General features: G+C 74.3%; 18 protein-coding genes and 1 tRNA gene. 9 read left to right on the plus strand and 10 right to left on the minus strand.

From position 1 onward, the window contains the following. Nucleotides 1-173: 173 nt before the first annotated feature. Nucleotides 174-359 (plus strand): helix-turn-helix domain-containing protein, encoded by a 186-nt coding sequence (locus tag ABZ449_RS08850; RefSeq protein WP_360342479.1) that lies wholly within the window; start codon nucleotides 174-176, stop codon nucleotides 357-359. Further along, nucleotides 359-1750, plus strand: coding sequence for a site-specific integrase (locus tag ABZ449_RS08855; RefSeq protein WP_360342481.1), 1392 nt, complete (start codon nucleotides 359-361; stop codon nucleotides 1748-1750). Before ABZ449_RS08850 ends, ABZ449_RS08855 begins: the two co-directional genes overlap by 1 nt. A 153-nt stretch (nucleotides 1751-1903) precedes the next feature. On the opposite strand, the gene ABZ449_RS08860 is transcribed toward ABZ449_RS08855, so the two are convergent. Then, nucleotides 1904-1984 (minus strand) — tRNA-Tyr (locus tag ABZ449_RS08860). Nucleotides 1985-2201: 217 nt separating this feature from the next. On the opposite strand from ABZ449_RS08860, the gene ABZ449_RS08865 reads away from it, so the two are divergent. Beyond that, complete coding sequence (locus tag ABZ449_RS08865; protein ID WP_360342484.1) at nucleotides 2202-2690, plus strand: YajQ family cyclic di-GMP-binding protein; 489 nt, start codon at nucleotides 2202-2204, stop codon at nucleotides 2688-2690. Nucleotides 2691-2928: 238 nt separating this feature from the next. Here the strand turns inward: ABZ449_RS08865 and ABZ449_RS08870 are convergent, their stop codons facing one another. Continuing rightward, nucleotides 2929-3423, minus strand: coding sequence for a hypothetical protein (locus tag ABZ449_RS08870; RefSeq protein WP_360342487.1), 495 nt, complete (start codon nucleotides 3421-3423; stop codon nucleotides 2929-2931). Between the two features lie 42 nt (nucleotides 3424-3465). Beyond that, nucleotides 3466-4122, minus strand: coding sequence for a helix-turn-helix domain-containing protein (locus ABZ449_RS08875; RefSeq protein ID WP_360342490.1), 657 nt, complete (start codon nucleotides 4120-4122; stop codon nucleotides 3466-3468). 159 nt (nucleotides 4123-4281) lie between these two features. Here ABZ449_RS08875 and ABZ449_RS08880 point away from each other — a divergent pair, with 159 nt between their 5' ends. The 4 genes from ABZ449_RS08880 to mug all read left to right on the plus strand — a co-directional run bounded on the left by ABZ449_RS08880 (nucleotide 4282) and on the right by mug (nucleotide 9278). After that, nucleotides 4282-5637: an MFS transporter gene (locus ABZ449_RS08880; RefSeq protein WP_360342493.1), complete on the plus strand. Its 1356-nt coding sequence runs from the start codon at nucleotides 4282-4284 to the stop codon at nucleotides 5635-5637. A 496-nt stretch (nucleotides 5638-6133) separates the two neighbouring features. After that, entirely contained in the window at nucleotides 6134-7297 is a 1164-nt protein-coding gene (locus ABZ449_RS08885; RefSeq protein ID WP_360342496.1) for an aminopeptidase P family protein, read from the plus strand. A 191-nt stretch (nucleotides 7298-7488) separates the two neighbouring features. Further along, nucleotides 7489-8676 carry a phosphatase PAP2 family protein gene (locus tag ABZ449_RS08890; protein ID WP_360342499.1) on the plus strand — a complete coding sequence of 396 codons (1188 nt, stop codon included), beginning with the start codon at nucleotides 7489-7491 and terminating at the stop codon, nucleotides 8674-8676. Nucleotides 8677-8690: 14 nt separating this feature from the next. Beyond that, complete coding sequence (gene mug / locus ABZ449_RS08895; RefSeq protein ID WP_360342689.1) at nucleotides 8691-9278, plus strand: G/U mismatch-specific DNA glycosylase; 588 nt, start codon at nucleotides 8691-8693, stop codon at nucleotides 9276-9278. Nucleotides 9279-9314: 36 nt separating this feature from the next. On the opposite strand, the gene ABZ449_RS08900 is transcribed toward mug, so the two are convergent. Next, nucleotides 9315-10292, minus strand: coding sequence for a sigma-70 family RNA polymerase sigma factor (locus tag ABZ449_RS08900; protein ID WP_360342502.1), 978 nt, complete (start codon nucleotides 10290-10292; stop codon nucleotides 9315-9317). 74 nt (nucleotides 10293-10366) lie between these two features. Between ABZ449_RS08900 and ABZ449_RS08905 the strand changes: the two genes are divergently transcribed. Next, a complete protein-coding gene (locus ABZ449_RS08905; protein WP_360342505.1) occupies nucleotides 10367-11080 on the plus strand; it encodes an NAD(P)H-dependent oxidoreductase in 714 nt (237 codons plus the stop codon). Here ABZ449_RS08905 and ABZ449_RS08910 read toward each other — a convergent pair. The 3 genes from ABZ449_RS08910 to ABZ449_RS08920 form a co-directional block, all read right to left on the minus strand. Continuing rightward, a complete protein-coding gene (locus ABZ449_RS08910) occupies nucleotides 11067-12023 on the minus strand; it encodes a M48 family metalloprotease (protein WP_360342508.1) in 957 nt (318 codons plus the stop codon). The two genes, ABZ449_RS08905 and ABZ449_RS08910, sit on opposite strands and share 14 nt — an antisense overlap. A gap of 3 nt (nucleotides 12024-12026) precedes the next feature. Further along, the gene (locus tag ABZ449_RS08915) at nucleotides 12027-12452 is read right to left on the minus strand and encodes a BlaI/MecI/CopY family transcriptional regulator (protein WP_360342511.1); all 426 of its coding nucleotides are present in this window, start codon (nucleotides 12450-12452) and stop codon (nucleotides 12027-12029) included. Between the two features lie 132 nt (nucleotides 12453-12584). After that, nucleotides 12585-13493 carry a DMT family transporter gene (locus tag ABZ449_RS08920; protein ID WP_360342514.1) on the minus strand — a complete coding sequence of 303 codons (909 nt, stop codon included), beginning with the start codon at nucleotides 13491-13493 and terminating at the stop codon, nucleotides 12585-12587. On the opposite strand from ABZ449_RS08920, the gene ABZ449_RS08925 reads away from it, so the two are divergent. Then, entirely contained in the window at nucleotides 13492-14946 is a 1455-nt protein-coding gene (locus tag ABZ449_RS08925) for a PLP-dependent aminotransferase family protein (protein WP_360342517.1), read from the plus strand. The two genes, ABZ449_RS08920 and ABZ449_RS08925, sit on opposite strands and share 2 nt — an antisense overlap. A gap of 20 nt (nucleotides 14947-14966) precedes the next feature. Here the strand turns inward: ABZ449_RS08925 and htpX are convergent, their stop codons facing one another. From htpX to ABZ449_RS08940, 3 genes are all read right to left on the minus strand, one after another. After that, a complete protein-coding gene (gene htpX, locus ABZ449_RS08930) occupies nucleotides 14967-15830 on the minus strand; it encodes a zinc metalloprotease HtpX (protein WP_360342520.1) in 864 nt (287 codons plus the stop codon). A gap of 198 nt (nucleotides 15831-16028) precedes the next feature. Then, nucleotides 16029-17573: an NADH-quinone oxidoreductase subunit N gene (locus tag ABZ449_RS08935; protein WP_360342523.1), complete on the minus strand. Its 1545-nt coding sequence runs from the start codon at nucleotides 17571-17573 to the stop codon at nucleotides 16029-16031. A 56-nt stretch (nucleotides 17574-17629) separates the two neighbouring features. Beyond that, entirely contained in the window at nucleotides 17630-19234 is a 1605-nt protein-coding gene (locus ABZ449_RS08940) for an NADH-quinone oxidoreductase subunit M (RefSeq protein WP_360342526.1), read from the minus strand. Nucleotides 19235-19247 lie beyond the last annotated feature (13 nt).

Consider the following 19247-nt stretch of genomic DNA (forward strand, 5'->3'; position numbering starts at 1 on the left):
ATAACCGAGATCCCCTGACAGCCCTGACAACCCCTGACGCTCTGGCAGGCGCCATATCGGCAGGTCAGTGAGTTCCCCTGACTTCCCTGACGCTCTCCGCCCTCCGCGTCCGCCGGCGAGAGGGCCCGCAAGGCTTCGCGACCTTCACCCACACCCCAGCAGGAGACTTCGCCATGCCCAAGCGCGAACTGCTCAAGCTCCCCGTCGTGCTCGCCGAACTCGGCATGTCCCGTGCCGCCTTCTACCGGATGCGAGCCCGGGGCAAGGCGCCGCGCCTCATCAAGCTCCCCAACGGTCAGGTCCGGGTCGACCGGACCGACCTGGACGCGTGGCTCGCCGCCTGCGAGGTGGCCGCCTGATGGCGACCTCGTACAAGGTCAAGTTCTGGGACCACCGGCACCGCCCGGACCGGCGGGCGCCCTGGATGGTCCGCTGGACCGTCGCCGGGAGGGAGTTCTCCGAGTCCTTCCTGACCAAGACCGCGGCCGACGGCCGGAAGTCCGAGCTGATCTCCGCCCTACGCGACGGGCAGCCGTTCGACGTCGACCGCGGCCTGCCGCTCTCCGAGCTCCGCAAGGAGAAGCAGATCACCTGGTACGAGCTGGGCCGCCGGTACGTCGCGGCCCGCTGGGAGGGGGCTCCGGCCAAGACCCGCACGACGTGGGCCGACGCCCTCGCCACGGTCACGTTCGAGCTGGTGAAGACGAAGGCCGGCATGCCGGACAAGCGGATCGTCCGCCGGGCGCTCTACAGCTGGGCGTTCAACGTGAACGCGTGGGAGGAGGAGCCGCCGGCGGACTGGGCCAAGGCCCTTGCCTGGGTGCAGAAGCAGTCGGTGCTGGTCTCCGCCTTCGAGGAGCCGCCGATGGTGCGCCGCCTGCTGAACGCCCTCGCGGTGAAGCTCGACGGCAAGAAGGCCGCGCCGTCGGTCATCCTGCGCAAGCGCCGCATCCTCGGCCACCTCTTCGGCTACGCCGTGGAGGAGGGCTACCTGACCGCCAACCCCCTGCCGACCGTCCAGTGGCAGCCGCCGGAGGCCGAGGAGGAGGTCGACCCGGGTCTGGTGGTCAACGAGGACCAGGCCGCCGCGCTCATCGAGGCGGTGGGACGCCAGGGGAAGCGCGGGGCCCACCTCCGGGCCTTCTTCGCCTGCCTCTACTTCGGCTGGCTGCGGCCGGCCGAGGCCGTGTTCCTCACGCTCACGCGCTGCCACCTGCCCGCCGAGGGCTGGGGCTACCTGGTGCTGGACGAGACCAGGCCGCGGGTCGGGTCGTCGTGGACGGACGACGGGACGTCACACGACAAGCGCGGGCTCAAGCACCGGGCCGAGAAGGCGACCCGCCGCGTGCCGATCCCGCCCGAGCTGGTGGCGATCCTGCGGGAGCACGTCGCCGCCTTCGGCGCCGCGCCCGACGGGCGGCTGTTCCGGACGTCCCGGGGCGGGATGGTGCAGGAGAGCGGGTACGGGGTCGTCTGGCAGCGGGCCCGGGCCGAGGTGCTGTCGCCGGCCGACTGCGCGACGAAGCTCGGCAAGCGGCCGTACGACCTGCGGCATGCCGGGATCTCGCTCGGGCTGAACTCCGGGGTCGACCCGACGGAGGTCGCCCGGCGGGCGGGGCACAGCGTGGCCGTCCTGCTGCGGGTCTACGCGAAGTGCCTGCACGGCACCGTCGAGTACGCGAACGAGCTGATCTCGAAGCGGCTCAACCGGAACCTTCCGGCGCTGCCGGCTCCGGATCCTGGTCCGTAGCTGGTCCGTATGCGCTGGTCAGGGCTGGGATTCGGGTGGCGCAAAGTGAGACAAGCCACCCAAACAGGGCACCGTCCGCCCCCAGTAGCAAATAAACGAAAAAGCGGTCCCTTACCTACGTTTCCGCAGGTCAGGGACCGCTTCTCTATCCTGTGGCTGGTGCAGGGTTCGAACCTGCGTAGCTTGCGCGACAGATTTACAGTCTGCTCCCTTTGGCCGCTCGGGCAACCAGCCAGGATTTCGTCCCCCGGGGCATCCGCCCCGTTCGACTTGGTAAACCATACCTGATGCCAGGGGGTGCTTCGCCACTCGTTGGATCACGCGACGATCAAGAAGCCGCGGGCGGCCGTTACGGGCGGGGCCGGTGTGGCACTGGATAGGCTGGGGCTGCGGGCGCCCCGGAGGGGCGGGCCGTGCCAGTGAAGCCAGAGCATCAAGGAGACCAACACCCATGGCCGACTCCAGTTTCGACATCGTCTCGAAGGTCGAGTGGCAGGAGGTCGACAACGCGATCAACCAGACCTCCCGCGAGATCGCGACGCGCTTCGACTTCAAGGGCGTGGGCGGCGAGATCAGCCGCTCCAACGAGAAGATCGAGATGAAGGCGAACGGCGAGGAGCGCGTGCGCGCCATCCTCGACGTCCTGCAGACCAAGTTCATCAAGCGCGGCCTGTCGCTGAAGGCTCTGGACGCCGGCGAGCCGCAGCTGTCCGGCAAGGAGTACAAGATCTTCGCCGACGTCAAGGAGGGCATCACCACGGAGGACGCGAAGAAGGTCGCGAAGATCATCCGTGACGAGGGCCCGAAGGGCGTCAAGGCGCAGGTCCAGGGCGACGAGCTGCGCGTCAGCTCGAAGAGCCGCGACGACCTCCAGGCCGTGCAGGCCCTGCTCAAGGGCAAGGACCTGGACTTCGCGCTCCAGTTCGTGAACTACCGCTAGTACGGGCCCGGCCTGCGGGGACGCGGGCTCCGAGCGGCCGCGGGACGTAACCGGGGGCGCGGCACCGAGAGCTTCTTCGGTGCCGCGCCCCCGTTGTGCGCGCCCCGGTCGTGCAGGCCCGTTGTGCACAACCGCGTTCGCCGCGCCTCCGGCCGGACGCGCGGCGGCGGCGGGACTGGCGCAGGATCCGGGCGCGGGGGCGGGTTCGCGGCGGGGTCACGGCGGGTGCGCGGCGGGGTCAGTCGGCGGATTGGGCCCAGCCGCCGGTGGTGCGGTGCCGGCCCAGGCCGACCGAGTCGAACTCGTCCGTCCGGCCCTCCTCGGTGTGGGCGCCGATCCGTCGCAGGGCGCGGGAGATCGGCGTGCCCTCGGCCGGGGCGGGCTCGAACTCGCCGATGGTGAGCGGGCCGAGGGCGACCGTGCCGTCCGCCCAGACGGCGGCGTTCTGGGTTCCGCCGCCGCCGAAGTAGCGCGCCTCGACGCGGGCGATCGGGCCGGCCTTCGACCAGGCGGCCAGCCGGAGTTCGAAGCCGTCCGAGTGCCGGCCGGCCCCTGCCCCGCTACCGGGCCTGCACACGAGGCCGTCCCCCTGGAGCGCGGCGAGGACGGCGGAGGTGACCGGGATCAGGGCCAGCCCCTGCGCCAACGGCACCACCCGGGCCGCCGGAACCTCCGCCGCCGCCACCGTCAGCAGCTCCAATGTTCCTATCAGCGCCTGGAGTTCGTAGGACATGCCGGACATGGTGTCCCACCGCACCGACAGCCGGCCCGGAATTTATGATTCCGTGCCCGGTCGGAGACCGTAGAGAAGGGTGAAGACGGTCACGTCCAGCGCATCCTCGGCCGTACTGGGCCCTTCTTCGTTCAGTTCGTCGAAGATTTCCGCCAGTTGCGATCGCAGCCGGTCCAGCCGGTCCGGGCCGAGCCGCAGCGTGAAGTCCGCGAACAGTCCGGACGGCGAGCCCGAACCGCCCTGCGGCCGGCCGAAGTCCAGCCGGCCTTCGGCGATCCTGGCGCGGAAGTCGGCCCGCACCCGGTCCATCGCGGCCACGACGGCGTCGTACGCCTCGGAGCGGCCCGGGGAGTCGGCGGTGAACATCTCCGGGGCCAGCCGGATCGCACCCTGGGCGACCCCGTAGCGGCTCTCCACGATGCCGGAGACCAGTCGGGTGCCGGCCACCAGGATCAGCCCGGCCTTCTCCAGCTGCTTGATGTGCCGGTAGAGCTTGGTCTGCGGCTCGCCCAGCGCGGCGGCGAGCTCCTTGGCCGTCAGCGGACGGCCCTCGGAGGCCTGCAGGGCGCCGAGGATGGCCAGGCGCAACGGGTCCGCCAGGGCCTTGAGCACCGCGACGTCGGACACCTGGCGTTCCTTGACCCAGGTGACGGGCTGCTGCTCGCCGCCGACGGCGGCCTCCGGTGCGTGCTCGACCACGGGGCCACCCTTCCAGATCGGCCGCTCCGTTCGCAATCACGCCCCAGTGAGCGCTCACCACCGAGCCATCAATCACCCTTGCGCGATCAATGACGCCTGCGACATCATTCATGGAGGCGTGAATGGTTGCGGCAATCGCGAACGATGGGGGCGGGCGGCATGGCGGACCGAGCGACGACGACAGCGGCGACAACGGAGGTGGAGCGCCCCGGACCGGCAGGCGCGACGCCGCCGCCCGTACCACTGCGGCGTAACCTGCGGTTCCAGGCCCTCTGGGCCGGCCAGGCCTCCGCGACCCTCGGCATGGTGATCGGCGACACCGCCTTCCCCCTGCTGGTCCTCGCGCTCACCGGCTCCTCCACCACCGCCGGGGCCTTCGGTGCCGTACAGATGGCCGCCACCCTGCTGCTGGGCGTCCACGGCGGCGTGGTGGCCGACCGGGCGAACCGCCGCCGGGTGCTGATCGCCGCCGACACCGCCCGGCTGCTGGCCCTCGCCAGCGTCCCCGCGGCCCTGGCGTTCGGCCCGCCGAACCTGGCGCACCTGCTGCTGGTCGCCGCCGTGATCGGCGCGACCATTGCCTACGGCGGCCCGGTCAGGCTGCTCGCACTGCGCTCGGTGGTCCCACCGGAGCAGCTGTCCCAGGCCCTGGCCCAGGACGAGGCCCGGATGAGCGGCGCCTCGCTGGCCGGACCGCCGCTGGCCGGGTTCCTGTTCGGGCTCGGCCACGCCGTCCCCTTCCTCGGGGCCGCACTGGCCTCCCTGCTCGCGGTGACCGCCGCCGTCGCGGTGCGCTTCCCCAGCCCGCACGAAGCCGGGGCGCCCGGCGAGCGCGCCGGGGACAGCGCCCTGGCCGGCTTCCGCGTCCTCGCCTCCTCACCACTGCTGCGCACCGCCCTGGCCGTCCTGCTGGTGATCAATCTGGCCGGGGCCTCGCTGCTGCTGCCCGTCATGGTGCTGCTGCGCGAGCACGGCACCGGCAGCACCGGGATCGGCCTGGCCCTGGCCGGCGAGGCGGTCGGGGCGCTGGCCGGCACCGTCCTGGTCGCCCGGCTGCACCGGCTGGCCGGCCCCGGCGTGCTGCTGCTCGTGGTGGCCTGGAGCGCCGTACCCGTCCCGCTGGCGCCGCTGCTGCCCGGTGGGGCGCCGACCGTCTTCGCCGCGCTGTTCGTGTTCGGTGCGGGCGTGCCGACCCTGCGGGTGGTACTCGACCTGCTGGTCTTCCGTCAGGTGCCGGACGCGCTGCGCGGCCGGGTGATCGCGGCGACCATGACGCTGCTCACCGCCGGCATGCCCGCCGGGAGCTTCGTCACCGGCCTGCTGCTGGACCGCTCCTCCCCCGCCACCGTGCTGATCGGGCTCAGCGCCCTGCTCGCCGCCGCCCTGCTGGCCGCGACCGCGGGCCGTACGCTGCGGCGCGCCACCTGGCCCGTCACCGACTCCGCCGAGTCCGCCGACTGCGCCGAGCCAGCCGAGTCCGCCGAGTCCGCCGAGTCCGCCGACCGGCAGGGCTGACGGTCCGGGCCGATCACCGGTCACCCGCACGGCCGCCCGCCACATGCGGCGGGCCCGGCAACCGGGTGAACTGGCCGGGTACGGCCCGCCCCTGGGGCTTCCCGGGGCGGGCGGCGGCCCCGGGCCCGAGCAGCGCGCGGCCCGCAGCGGCGCCGTACCGGAGGAGGACCGGATGCGTTCCACGGGCACGCCCCGTCCGGCCGAGGCCACCCCGCCGGGACGGCCGTCGGACGTCGGACGTCGGACGCCCTGGCCGGCACCGCCTCGGTGGCCGGCCTGTGGCCCGCCCACGCCTCGCCCCCGTGCGCCGAAGGGCCCGCCGGGGCCGCGCCGGCCCCTCGGGAGGTGGCCGCCCCGCCCCTGGATCACCGCCCCGATCATCCTCCGGCACACTCCGGTTCGCCGCCCGGGCCGCCGTCCGGATCGCCGTCCGGATCGCGCCGACTCCTCCCCGAGGGCTTCGCCAACTCGACGAGGAAGTGATGGAGTTGACGCGATGGAGTCCCAGCAGAGCCCGCCCGGCCCCCGAGGAGGAACCGCCGTGACCCACCCCTTCACCGTCGAGGACCACGCCGCCCGGATGGCCCGCGCCACCGCCGAGGCGACCGCCGCCGGCCTGGCCGGCCTGGTCGTCGCCCCCGGCCCCGACCTGGCCTACCTGTGCGGCTACTCACCCACCGCGATCACCGAGCGACTGACCACCCTCGTTCTCACCGCCGGACGCGAACCCGCCCTGGTCGTCCCCAAGTTGGAGCGCCCGGACGCCGAGAAGGCGGTCGGCGCCCCGGCCGTCCGGCTGCTCGACTGGTCCGACGGCGAGGACCCCCTCGCCACCGCCGGCCCGCTGCTCGACCCGACCGGACGGTACGGCGTCTCCGACAACACCTGGGCGCTGCACCTGCTCGGCTTCCAGGCCGCGCTGCCCGGTGTCTCCTTCACCTCGCTCACCGACAGCCTGCCGATGCTGCGCGCCGTCAAGGACACCGAGGAGCTGAACCGCCTGGCCGCGGCCGGCGGCGCGGCGGACGCCGCCTACCGGGGCATCCTGGAGGTCGAATTCGCCGGCCGCCGGGAGACCGACGTGGCCGCCGACCTCGGCGCGCTGCTCATCCAGTACGGGCACAGCCAGGTCGACTTCACCGTGGTCGGCTCCGGGCCGAACGGCGCCAACCCGCACCACGAGGCCGGTGACCGGGTCATCCGTACGGGTGACACCGTGGTGCTGGACTTCGGCGGCCTCAGGGACGGCTACGGTTCCGACACCACCCGGACGGTGCACGTCGGAGCGGATGTCCCGGAGGAGGTGCGCACGGTGCACGAGCTGGTCCGACTGGCCCAGCAGACCGCCTTCGAGGCGGTCCGCCCCGGGGTAGCCTGCCAGGAGATCGACCGGATCGCCCGTCGGGTGATCACTGAGGGCGGGTACGGCGAGTACTTCATCCACCGCACCGGCCACGGCATCGGCACCACCACCCACGAACCTCCGTACCTGGTCGAGGGCGAGGAACGGCCGCTGGTGCCGGGCATGTGCTTCTCGATCGAGCCGGGGATCTACCTGCCCGGCCGGTTCGGGGTGCGGATCGAGGACATCGTGACCGTGACTCCGACCGGCGGCCGCCGCTTCAACAACACCCCGCACGAGCTGGGCATCGTGGCCTGACCCGTGCCCGACCGGGTGTCGCACCACCTTCGAACCACCGTCGGAACCGTCCTCGAACCACCAGTCGAACCGTCCTCGAACCATCTGTCGAACCACCAGTCGAACCGGGTGCCGACCGGATCGGACGTTCTTACGATCCGGTCATATTTCACCCAGAGTCCTCCAAGTTTGGGTTGCTAGTTTCGGTGCGCATGACCAAGAGCCTCCACCCGGCCCCGCACGACGTGCGGGCCGGGCAGCCACGCCCGGTGCCTCCGCCCCGCCCACGCGTGACGGGCTGGTCGAGACTCCGCCGGCTGGCCTGGCCGCTCTACCTGACGTGCTTCCTCTGGTTCCTGAGCACCGAGGGCATCCCCGCGGCCAACGACGTGCTGTTCCTCTGGCTCATCGCCGCCCTGCTGACCGCCGCCGTGCACAGCGGGCACGGCCCCCGCGGCTTCCTGCTGGTCCTGCGCGACTGGATCCCGGTGATGGCCGTGGTGTGGACGTACTCCCTGCTGCGCGGCTACGGCGCGCACACGCCGTGGGCCCCGCACTGGCTGCCGCAGCTGCGCTTCGACGAGGTGCTCGGCCTGGGCGAGACCTGGACCGTTCGACTCCAGCACGCGCTCTACACCCCCGGCTCACCGCACTGGTACGACTACGCCGCAGTGGCCGTCTACCTCTCGCACTTCTTCGTCGTCTTCCTGCTGCTCGCGGTGCTCTGGCGGCGCGCGCACCACCGTTTCCGGCAGTTGCTCGCCGCCTACCTGACGCTCACCTTCGCGGGCTTCGCCACCTACCTCCTCTACCCGGCCGACCCGCCGTGGCTGGTCTCCCAGGAGGGCAACCTGCCGCACCTGGCCCGGGTGGTCTGGGAAGTGATCTCGGTGAGCGGGCTGCCGCAGGCCGACTCCCTGCTGGAGAACGGCAGTCAGTTCGCCAACGACGTCGCCGCGATGCCCTCGCTGCACTCCGCCTACCCGGCGATGCTGCTGTTCTTCTTCTGGCCCACCGCAGGTCGCCGGCTGCGGGCGGTGCTGGTCGCCTACCCGCTCGCGATGACCTTCACCCTGGTCTACGGCGCGGAGCACTTCATCATCGACGTCTTCGTCGGCTGGGCCTACGCGGCCGCGGTGGTGTTCGGCCTGCGTCGGCTGCGCAACCGCCGGGCGGCCGTGGCGACTTCGGAGCCCGCCCAGGGCACGCTGCCGACTTCGTCCCCGACCCCGACCCCGGCAGGGCCCACCGCAGGGCCCACCGCGGAGCCCACGGCCGAGGACTCCGCGAAGGGCACCGGGACGGGTCCGGCCAAGGGTACGAACAAGGATGCGGACAAGGGCCCGGACAAGGACCCGGCCACGTACGCGGCAAGGGGCACGGCAGACTTGGCCGGGTGAATCCGAGCGCACCGATGAAGCCCACCGCCGAGCAGTTGCTGGCCGCCAAGGACACCACCATCGCGGACGTCTCCGGACCCGGGCTGCGGGTGCTGTTCTGCGGCATCAACCCGGGTCTGTGGTCCGGCGCCACCGGCCACCACTTCGCCCGCCCGGGCAACCGCTTCTGGCCGGCCCTGCACCGCTCCGGCTTCACCGAGCGCCAGTACCGCCCGGACGAGCAGCGGGAGTTGCTCGCGCTCGGCCTGGGCATCACCAACGTCGCCCCGCGCACCACCGCCAAGGCGGACGAGCTGACCGCCGAGGAGCTGCGCGAGGGCGGCGCCGCGCTGCGCGAACGGGTGCTGCGGCTGCGCCCGCGCGTCCTGGCCGTGCTCGGCATCGGCGCCTACCGGACGGCCTTCGGGCAGCGCCGGGCAACACTCGGGCGGCAACCGGAGGGCATCGGCGACACCGAGGTGTGGGTGCTGCCGAACCCCAGCGGGCTCAACGCCCACTACACCCTGGACGGGCTGGCCGAGGAGTTCCGCGGGCTCCGGGAGGCCGTCGAGGACCGCGCCGTCGAGGACCGCGCCTCCGAAAGCCGCGCCGCCGGGGACTGACCGCACGCACCCCCGCAGCGCTCGGCCGGGCGGCACTCAGCCGGGCAGGACGGCCAGGTCGAGCGCGGCCAGCCGGGCCGGGGCCGCCACCACCTCGTAGCCGGCCACCCGGCCGTCCGCGACCGCCACCCGCAGCACCAGCCGCAACCGCCCGTCCGGGGCGATCAGGATGCCGGGCGCCCCGTCCACCAGGGCCACCACGCCGTAGCGGGCCCGGCGGCCGAAGACCGTGGTCTCCCGGGCGACAGCCTGCGCGCCCCGGGCCACCGGGGCGCGGCCGGGCCCCAGCGCCGCCGGATCGGCCCGGCGCACCACGTCCGGGGCCAGGACGGCCAGCAGGTCGGCCAGGTCCCCGCCCCGGGCGGCGGCCAGGAAGGCCTCCACCACCCGCCGGTGCCCGGCCAGCGGCTCCGGGGGCAGCGCCGCCGTCCCGCGGACCCGCTGCCGCGCCCGGCTGGCCAGCTTCTTGGCGGCCGCCGGGGTCCGGCCGACGATCGGCCCGATCCGGTCGAAGGGCACCGCGAAGCCGTCGTGCAGCACGAAGGCGACCCGCTCGGCCGGGCCCAGCCGGTCCAGCACCACCAGCAGCGCCCGGCCCACCGACTCGACCAGCAGCGCCTCCCGTTCCGGCTCCGGGCCCCCGCCGGAGCCGTCCGGCAGCGGCTCGTCGGTCGGTTCCTCGCGGCGCGCGGCACGGGCCCGCAGCAGGTCCAGGCAGATCCGGGAGACCACGGTGGTCAGCCAGCCGGGCAGGTTGTCGATCTCCGCCGGATCGGTGCGGACCAGCCGCAGCCAGGCCTCCTGCACGGCGTCCTCGGCCTCGCCGGTCGAGCCGAGCATCCGCTGGGCGATCGCCCGCAGCCGCCCGCGCTCGGCCTCGAAGCGCTCGGCCTCCGCCTCGGCCCGCCGTCCCGGCGCCGCCGCCCTCGCAGCGGCTCCCGAAACCGCCCCCGAAACCGCTCCCCCGCTCCGCGCCCGCCCGTCCACCGCTCCCGGCATCGCGTTCCGGTCCATCGGTCACCTTTCCTCGGCGCGGCTCGTCACCGCTATGACGATCCGTCCCCCTCCGAGGTGACCGGGAGACCACCATGACCTCCAGCACGCTGCTCCACCTGGACTCCGGCATCAGCCCCTCCGGCTCGGTCAGCCACGCGCTGACCGCCCGCTTCGCCGACGCCTGGCGCGCCCGCCACGGTGCCGCCACCCGGTACCGGCACCGCGACCTCGCCGCCGACCCGGTGCCCCCGGTGCGCGCCGCCTACGACGCCCTCGGGCGCCGCACCGAGCGCAAGGGAACACTCCCGCTGGACGACATCGGCCGCCTCGCCGAGGGGCCGGACGAGGCACGCGAGTGGGCGCTCAGCCGCCCGCTGATCGAGGAGCTGCGGGCCGCCGACACCCTGCTGATCGGCAGCCCGATGTACAACTACAGCGTCTCGGCCGGCCTCAAGTCGTGGATCGACCGGGTCACCTTCCCCGGTGTCCACCACGACCCGGAGACCGGTGAGCCGCTCCTGCGCGACACCCGCGTGGTGCTGGTCGCGGTCCGCGGCGGCGGCTACGGGCCGGGCACGCCACGGGCCCACTGCGACTTCCAGGTCCCGTACCTGCGGGCGTACTTCGACCGGATCGGGGTCGCGCCGGAGCACCTGCACGTGATCACCGCCGAGCTCACCAGGGCCGCGGACGTCCCGGCGCTGAACGCCCTCCGGCCGCTCGCCGCCGAGTCGCTGGCCGCGGCCGAGGCCGCCGTCGACGAGCTGGCCGCCACGCTCGGGACGGCGCCGGCTACAGCGGCGTGACGGCCTTGAGCACCACCAGCAGGGCCACCGCGGCGTTGAGCGCGCACAGCGCCGACGCCGCCGTACCGATCGCCGCGACCATCGCCGCCAGACCCGCCGGGGTCTTGGCCGGCGGCCAGTTGCGGGAGGTCGGCACCGGTCCGAGCAGCGCGGCGACCCGGCGCGGCACCGGGCCGGCCGCCGAGGCCGGGGCGGCGAAGGCCGCGAAGCCCGGGGCCGGGGCGGCGTGCGAGACCAGGGCCGCCCGGGCCACCGCCCGCGCGGTGATCCGGCGGTCCCCCACGGCCTGCGCCGAGTCCTCGTCCGCCCACCGCTCCGCGCTGTACGCCACCGCGTCCTGCAGCGGCCGCAGGAACGGGTTGACGCAGGCGGCGAGCTGGGTGGTCAGCAGGTACCGGTGGTGCCGGTGGCGCAGGTGCGCCCGCTCGTGGGCGAGCAGCGCCTCGCGCTCGTCGGCGGCCAGGCCGGCCAGCATCCCGGTGGAGACCACCACCCGGCCGGGCGAGCCGGGCAGCGCGTAGGCGTACGGGCTCCGGTCCGGCAGCACCGCGAGGTCGCCGGCCGGCCCCGGCCCGGCGGGCAGCCCGCTCAGCGCCCGGCGGGCCCGGGTCCGCACCCGCAGGTGCCGCACGACCGTCCGGACGCAGGCGAAGCCCACCAGGGCCAGCAGCCACATCGCGGCCGTGCCGACCGTCTCGTGGTACGGCAGCGCGGCCCGCACCTCCGGGTCGGACCAGCTGTCCGGCAGCGGGTTGCCGGGGATCTGCGCGGTGCCCACCACGCCGATCAGTCCGAGGCAGAGCGCGCTGCACACCGCCATCACCGCGCTGATCACGGTCATCAGCCGGGCCGCGCCGCGCGGATGCAGGTGCTGTTCGGTCAGGCGCGCGATCGGGACCGCGGTGAGCGGCAGGACGAGCGGGAGGAAGACGAAGACGCCCACGGGTCAGCTCTCACGGTCGGGCGCTGCCGGATCGGCGGACGCGGCGTCCAGCAGCGCCCGCAGCAGTTCCTCGTCGTGCGGCAGCAGCGCACTGACGAAACTGGCCAGGACGGCGTCCCGGTCCGCCTCCCCGTCGAGCATCCGGCGCATCCGCAACGCGGCCAGCCCGGCGGCGTCCGAGGAGGCCTGCCACAGGTAGGAACGGCCGGAGCGGGTCCTGGTCACGGCGTTCTTGGCGTGCAGCCGGGACAGGATGGTCATCACCGTGGTGTACGCCAGGTCGCCCTCCAGGCGTTCCTGGACCCACCCCGCGGCGGCCGGGCCGGGCGCCCGCTGGAGCACCGCGAGCACCTGCGCCTCCAGCTCGCCCTGGCCGCGTCGTCGGGCCGGCGCGTCCCCGGCCGCCGGGACGTGCCTCTCGTCTGCCATGACGGCCCACTCCCTCCGGATGCCGCGCCCGGACCGACGGGCGCGGGTTCATCCTAACGAGCAGGGGGTCGCGCCGAACCGGCCGGAGCGGGAGTTCACGGGCGTACGGGGCCGCCCCGCGGCGCCGGCGGGTCAGGTCCGGGCCCGCTGGGTCACCGCGATGCAGACCAGCACCACCACCGCGGTGACCGGGGCCGCGGCCGGCAGCCGCTCGTCGAGCAGCAGCACCGACCAGACCAGCGTCAGCAGCGGCTGCGCGAGCTGGAGCTGACTGGCCCTCGGCACCCCGATCGCGGCCATCCCCCGGTACCAGAGCACGAACCCGCCGAGCTGCGAGACCGCCGCCGTGTACGCCAGCCCGACCAACGCCCGCGCCCCGAGCCGCACCGGCTCGGCGCCCAGCCCGAGCGCCGCGGTCAGCAGCGTCGCGGGCAGCGCGGCCACCACCGCCCAGGCGATCACCTGGGCGCCCGGCAGCTCCCGGGAGAGCCGCCCGCCCTCGGCGTACCCGGCGGCGCAGAGCAGCACCGCCGCGAACAGGTAGAGGTCGGCGGCGGTCGGTCGGCCGTGGCTGCGCACCAGGGTGAAGGCGAGGACGGCGGCGGCCCCGGCGAGCGCCGCCGCCCAGAACGCCCCGGACGGCCGGCGGCCGGTGCGCAGCGCCGCGACCGCCGCCGTGGCCAGCGGAAGCACGCCGATGACCACCGCCGAGTGGGCGGTCGAGGAGGTGCGCAGGGCCAGCGTGGTCAGCAGCGGGAAGCCGAGGACGCAGCCGCCGGCGACCACCAGCAGTCCGGGCCAGTGCCGCCGCTGCGGCAGCGGGGCGCGGACGGCCGCCAGGTGGAGCACGGCCAGCAGGCCGGCCAGGGCGCCGCGCAGGCCGGTCGCGGACCACGGCCCGAAGCCGGTCAGGGACCACGCGGTGGCGGGGAAGCTGAGCGAGAAGGAGACCACGGCGAGGGCCGCGAGGGCGGTGCCGGAAGCCGGGGCCTGGCGAGGTGCTACCGCCGAGGGGTGGGTAGCGCTATCTTGTGCCGTCATGAACGAGCGTAGCAGTGTGACCGAACTCGCCGACATCCTGCGGCGGGAGGTCGAGCGCTACCCGGAGGGACGGAAGCTCCCCGCCAGCCGGGCGCTGGTGGAGCACCACCAGGTCAGCCCGGTGACGGTCTCCCGGGCCATCGCGGTGCTGGTGGCCGAGGGGCTGGTGGTCTCCCGGCCCGGCGCCGGGGTGTTCCGGGCGGCGGCCTTCGCCGCGGCCCCGGCCGTCCCCGCCGCACCGTCCGGCCGTACCGGCGACCTCTCCTGGCAGGAGATCGCGCTCAGCGCCGACTCCGGCCCGCGCGACCTGCTCGCCGCCCCGGTGTTCGCCACCCTCCGGGTGCCCCCGCCCGACGTCATCGACCTCAACAGCGGCTACCCGCACGCCTCGCTGCTGCCCGAACGGCTGCTCGCCGCCGTCCTCGCCCGGGCCGGCCGGCGACCGGGCGCCTGGGACCGCCCGCCCACCGACGGCCTCACCGAGCTGCGCGGCTGGTTCGCCCGGGACATCGGCGGCCACGGCGGGCCGATCGGCGCCGGGGACGTCCTGATCACCTCCGGCGGGCAGAGCGGGCTGACCGTCGCCATGCGGGCGCTCGCCGCGCCCGGCTCGCCGGTACTGGTGGAGTCGCCGACCTACGCGGGCATCCTGGCGGTCGTCCGGGCGGCCGGGCTGCGGCCCGTCCCGGTCCCGGTCGACGCCGACGGCGTGCGCACCGACCTGCTGGCGGACGCCTTCGCGGCCACCCGGGCCCGGGTCCTCGTCTGCCAGCCGCTGTTCCAGAACCCCACCGGCGCGGTGCTGTCGCCCGAACGGCGGGAGGCGGTGCTGCGGATCGCCCGGGCCGCCGGCGCCTTCGTGGTCGAGGACGACTTCGCCCGGCTGCTGGTCCACGCGGACGCCCCCGCGCTGCCGCGCCCGCTCGCCGCCGACGACCGGGACGGGGTCGTGGTGCACCTGCGCTCGCTGACCAAGGCGGCCTCCCCCAACCTGCGGGTCGGCGCCCTGACCGCGCGCGGCCCGGCGCTGGCCCGGCTGCGGGCCACCCAGGTGGTGGACAGCTTCTTCGTTCCGAGGCCGCTCCAGGAAGCCACCCTGGAACTGGTCGCCGACCCCGCCTGGGCCCGCCACCTGCGCACCCTCGGCGCCGAGCTGCGCGACCGCCGCACCGCCGCCGTCGCCGCCCTGCACCGCGAGCTGCCCGGCGTCCTCGGCACCCACCGCCCCGGCGGCTACCACCTGTGGCTGCGCTTCCCGGACGGCCTCGACGACACCACCCTCGCCGCGGCCGCGCTGCGCGCGGGCGTCCAGGTCTCCCCCGGCCGCCCCTACCACCCCGCCGAACCCCCGGCCCCCCACCTGCGCCTCAGCTACGCCGCGGCCGAGAGCCCCGCCCAGGTCGCCGAGGGCGTCCACCGCCTGCGGCGCGCGTACGAGGAGGCGGCTGGCTGACGCCCCGGGACGCTGGTGCGCTACCGGCCGTAGCCCGCCATCCGCTCCAGGCGGGCGATGCGCTCGGCCATCGGCGGGTGGGTGGAGAAGAGCTTGGCGCCGGCCTCGCCGGGACGGAAGGGGCTGGCGATCATCATGTGGCTCGCGGTCTGGAGCTGCGGCTCGGGCGGGAGCGGCAGCCGGCGGGTGCCGGCGTCGAGCTTCCGCAGGGCGCTCGCGAGGGCGAGCGGGTCGCCGGTGATCCGGGCGCCGTCGGCGTCGGCCTGGTACTCGCGGGAGCGGCTGACCGCCAGCTGGATCAGCCCGGCCGCGAGCGGGCCGAGGATCATGATGGCGAGCATCCCGAACAGCCCCGGGCCGTCGTCGTCCTCACTGCGCCCGAAGGGGATCAGCCAGGCGAAGTTCACCAGGAACATCACCACGGAGGCGAGCGCCCCGGCCACCGAGGAGATCAGGATGTCCCGGTTGTAGACGTGGCTCAGCTCGTGCCCGAGCACGCCGCGGAGCTCGCGTTCGTCCAGGATCCGCAGGATGCCCTCGGTGCAGCAGACCGCCGCGTTGCGTGGGTTGCGGCCGGTGGCGAAGGCGTTCGGGGCCTCGGTCGGGGAGATGTAGAGGCGGGGCATCGGCTGGCGGGCCGAGGTGGAGAGCTCGCGGACGATCCGGTACAGACCGGGTGCCTCGAACTCGCTGACCGGCCGGGCCCGCATGGCCCGCAGCGCGAGCTTGTCGCTGTTCCAGTAGGCGTAGGCGTTGGTCCCGAGGGCGACCAGCAGGGCGATCACGAAGCCGGTGCGGCCGAAGAGACTGCCGATCACCAGGATCAGCGCCGAGAGGCCGCCGAGCAGGACGGCGGTCCTCAGTCCGTTGTGCCGGCTGTGCACGTCAGGCCCTCCAGTGGTGCGGTGGGGAAGCCCTTTCTGCCTCGTCCCTCGTGACCGGTCAACGGGCGGGGCCGACGGCCTTGTTCCCTTGTGACCCGACACGGTGACCGACGCGACACCACCGCACCGCGCCCCGGACGACGGCCGGGCACGGCCGCGACACCGCCGGACCGCACCCCCGGCACGGCCCGGCAGCGCTCAGAACAGCGAGCCGCCCGCCACTTGGAGGACCAGCTGCGGCGCCACCGAGAGGACCACGGCGGCCGAGGCGGTGAGCCCCAGCGTCGCGGTGAGGCTCACCGGCAGCCGGTGCCCGGCGGCGGTCTCCCCGAGGGGCGCGTCCTGCGCCGGGGCGAACAGCCGGGCCGTCCAGAGCAGGTAGTAGTACAGGGCGACGACCACGTTGACGGCCATCACCACGGCCAGCCAGCCCAGCCCGGCGTCGACCGCCGCGCGGAACACCACGACCTTGCCGAACAGGCCGATCACGCCCGGCGGCAGCCCGGCCAGGCAGAGCAGGAAGAACGCGAGCGCCAGCGCCGTCCAGCGGTTGCGGGCGAACAGGCCGCGGAAGTCGTCCACGCTGGTCCCGGCCCGGTGGCCGACGGCGGCGACCACCCCGAAGGCGCCGAGGTTCACCACGCCGTAGATCAGCGCGTACGCGGCGGTGGCGCCGAGCGGGTCGACGCCGGTGGGCGCGTAGCCGGCCGCGGCGAGCGGCACCAGCAGGTACCCGGCCTGGCCGACCGAGGACCAGGCGAGCAGCCGCACCGCGCTGTACCGGGTGTCGAAGCGCTGCCGCAGCGCGCCGACGTTTCCGGCGGTCATGGTCACGGCGGCCAGCACGGCGAGCACCAGGCCCCAGGTGTGGGCGTACGGGCGGAAGGCGATGGTGGTGGCGAGCGCGAGCCCGGACAGGCCGGCCGCCTTGCCGACCACCGAGAGGTAGCCGGCCACCGGCAGCGGCGCGCCGGTGTAGGTGTCGGGCACCCAGAAGTGGAACGGGACGGCGGCGACCTTGAAGGCGAAGCCGACCAGGGTCAGCACCGCGCCCGCCTCGGCCAGCGGCCTGAGCTGTCCGGGCGCGTGCTCCAGGCCCTGGGCGACGGCGCCGAGGTGCAGGCTGCCGCTCGCCGCGTAGACGAAGCCGACACCGAGCAGCATCACGGCGGTCGCGGTCACCGAGGAGACGAAGAACTTGAACGCGGCCTCGGCGCCCCGGCCGTCCCGGCGGAGCGCGACCAGGGCGAAGGCGGGCAGCGAGGCGACCTCCAGGGCGATCACCATGGTGGCGAGGTCCCGGGAGGCGGGCAGCAGGACGGCGCCGGTGGCGCTGGAGAGCAGCAGGAACCAGTACTCGCCGCGCGGCAGCTTCTCGGTCTCCACGGTGTGCGCCGACAGCAGCGCCGCGATCAGCGCGCCGCCGAGGGCGAGCAGCTGGAACACCAGGGCGAAGTGGTCGGCGACGTAGGAGCAGCCGCCGTTGTCAGACCCCCCTGCTACGTTCTGCGCACAGAAGGTCGCTCGGGGTGAACCACCGGTGAGGGGAAGGAGCGCGATGAGGGCGAGGGCGAGTCCGGCCGCGGTGAGGCGTCCGAGCCACTTCTTGTGCCGCTCGGGCAGGAAGAGGTCGGTCAGCAGCACGGCGAGGGCGGCCACGGCGGCGATCAGCGGGGGCGCGATCGCCACCCAGTCCACGGACTGGATCAGGCTGCCCGGGTTGGCTACGGCGAGGGAGGTCACAGTGTGCTGCCCCGTGGAGTGAGGTCCGAGTGCGGCGGTCTGGGCTGCGAGCACGGTCAGCCACCCCCGAGGAGGTGCTTGACGGCGGGGTCGGAGAGGCCGAGCAGCAGCGCGGGCCAGAGGCCGACGAGCAGGGTGAGCGCGGCCAGCGGCGTCCAGCTGACGGCCTCGTACGGGCGCAGGTCGGCGAGCTCGGCCACCGCTGCGGGCTGCTCCGGGTCCCCCATGCAGACGCGCTTGACCACGATCAGGAGGTACGCGGCGGTGAGGAGGGTGCCGAGGCCGGCCAGGACCATGTAGGTGACGAACGCGGGGCGCGACAGGCCTGCGGCCGGGTCGAACGCGCCGAACATGGCGAGCAGCTCGCCCCAGAAGCCGGCCAGGCCGGGCAGGCCGAGGCTGGCGACGGCGGCGAAGGCGAGCAGCACGCCGAGTCGCGGGGCCCGGCCGTACAGGGCGGCGCCGGTGGCGCCGGAGAGGGTGTCGAGGTCGGCCGTGCCGTAGCGGTCCTTGAGCGCGCCGACGACGAAGAACAGCAGACCGGTGATCAGACCGTGGGCGATGTTGGCGAACAGCGCGCCGTTGACGCCCGCCGGGGTGAGGGAGGCGATGCCGAGCAGCACGAAGCCCATGTGGCCGACGGAGGAGTACGCGATCAGGCGCTTGAGGTCGCCCTTGGATCCGGAACCAGAGGGCGCGGAGCGCTTCGAGAGAAGGGCGGTGGTGGGCGACGGGAGGGCCAGCGCCAGGCAGGCCAGGGAGCCGTAGACGATGCCGACGGCCGCGAAGGCGCCCAGGTAGGGGGCCAGGGTGGCGGCGCCGTCCGGCACGACCGGGAGGAGGACGCGGACCAGACCGTAGGTGCCCATCTTCAGCAGCACGCCGGCGAGCAGCACCGAGCCCACCGTCGGGGCGGCGGTGTGCGCGTCGGGGAGCCAGCTGTGCAGCGGCCAGGCGGGGGCCTTGACCGCGAGCCCGACCAGGATCGCCAGCGCGGCGATCACCTGGGTGGTGTGGCTCAGGCCGCTGCCGTGCGCGGCGGCCAGGGCCTGCATGTCGAAGGTGCCGGCCTTGCTGCCGATCAGCAGGAAGCCGAGCAGCATCACGGCCGAGCCGAGCAGCGTGTAGAGGATGAACCGGTTGGCGGCCGGCACCTTCGCGCCGCTCCCCCAGCGGGCGATCAGGAAGTACATCGGGATCAGCACGATCTCGAAGGCCAGGAAGAAGAGCAGGAGGTCCAGCACCGCGAAGGTGGCGAGCATGCCGACTTCGAGCAGGAGGAACAGCCCGACGAAGGCCTGCGCCGACGGGACGTCCTCCCCCTCCGGCAGCCGCTTCTCCGAGTACAGCGCGCAGAGGAAGGTGAGCAGCGCGGTCAGCACGATCAGCGGCAGCGAGATCCCGTCCACCCCGAGGTGGAGGCGCACGTGCAGGGCCGGGATCCAGGACACGTCGGTGGTGGCCTGCATCCGGGCGGGCTCGTCGTGGTCGAAGCCGGCCGCGAGGGCGACGCCGAGCAGGAGCACCGCGCCGGTGACGACGGTGTTCAGCCGCAGCGCCCGCCGGCCGGCCACGGCCCGGTCCGGTCCGAACACCGGCGCCAGGGTGAGCGCGGCGCCGAGCAGCGGCAGCACCAGGAGGGCGATGAGGACTGCGTTCATCGGGGGCTCCCAG

Source organism: Kitasatospora sp. NPDC005856, assembly GCF_040629945.1.
GTDB lineage: Bacteria > Actinomycetota > Actinomycetes > Streptomycetales > Streptomycetaceae > Kitasatospora.

What these genes read in the sequence shown, in the direction of transcription:
- ABZ449_RS08885 (WP_360342496.1), top strand. Translation starts at nt 6,134, where the DNA reads ATGGAGTCCCAGCAGAGCCCGCCCGGCCCCCGAGGAGGAACCGCCGTG.
- ABZ449_RS08850 (WP_360342479.1), top strand. Translation starts at nt 174, where the DNA reads ATGCCCAAGCGCGAACTGCTCAAGCTCCCCGTCGTGCTCGCCGAACTC.
- ABZ449_RS08915 (WP_360342511.1), bottom strand. Translation starts at nt 12,452, where the DNA reads ATGGCAGACGAGAGGCACGTCCCGGCGGCCGGGGACGCGCCGGCCCGA.
- ABZ449_RS08890 (WP_360342499.1), top strand. Translation starts at nt 7,489, where the DNA reads ATGACCAAGAGCCTCCACCCGGCCCCGCACGACGTGCGGGCCGGGCAG.
- ABZ449_RS08855 (WP_360342481.1), top strand. Translation starts at nt 359, where the DNA reads ATGGCGACCTCGTACAAGGTCAAGTTCTGGGACCACCGGCACCGCCCG.
- mug (WP_360342689.1), top strand. Translation starts at nt 8,691, where the DNA reads ATGAAGCCCACCGCCGAGCAGTTGCTGGCCGCCAAGGACACCACCATC.
- ABZ449_RS08920 (WP_360342514.1), bottom strand. Translation starts at nt 13,493, where the DNA reads ATGACGGCACAAGATAGCGCTACCCACCCCTCGGCGGTAGCACCTCGC.
- ABZ449_RS08880 (WP_360342493.1), top strand. Translation starts at nt 4,282, where the DNA reads ATGGCGGACCGAGCGACGACGACAGCGGCGACAACGGAGGTGGAGCGC.
- ABZ449_RS08870 (WP_360342487.1), bottom strand. Translation starts at nt 3,423, where the DNA reads ATGTCCTACGAACTCCAGGCGCTGATAGGAACATTGGAGCTGCTGACG.
- ABZ449_RS08905 (WP_360342505.1), top strand. Translation starts at nt 10,367, where the DNA reads ATGACCTCCAGCACGCTGCTCCACCTGGACTCCGGCATCAGCCCCTCC.
- ABZ449_RS08900 (WP_360342502.1), bottom strand. Translation starts at nt 10,292, where the DNA reads ATGGACCGGAACGCGATGCCGGGAGCGGTGGACGGGCGGGCGCGGAGC.
- ABZ449_RS08940 (WP_360342526.1), bottom strand. Translation starts at nt 19,234, where the DNA reads ATGAACGCAGTCCTCATCGCCCTCCTGGTGCTGCCGCTGCTCGGCGCC.
- ABZ449_RS08865 (WP_360342484.1), top strand. Translation starts at nt 2,202, where the DNA reads ATGGCCGACTCCAGTTTCGACATCGTCTCGAAGGTCGAGTGGCAGGAG.
- ABZ449_RS08925 (WP_360342517.1), top strand. Translation starts at nt 13,492, where the DNA reads ATGAACGAGCGTAGCAGTGTGACCGAACTCGCCGACATCCTGCGGCGG.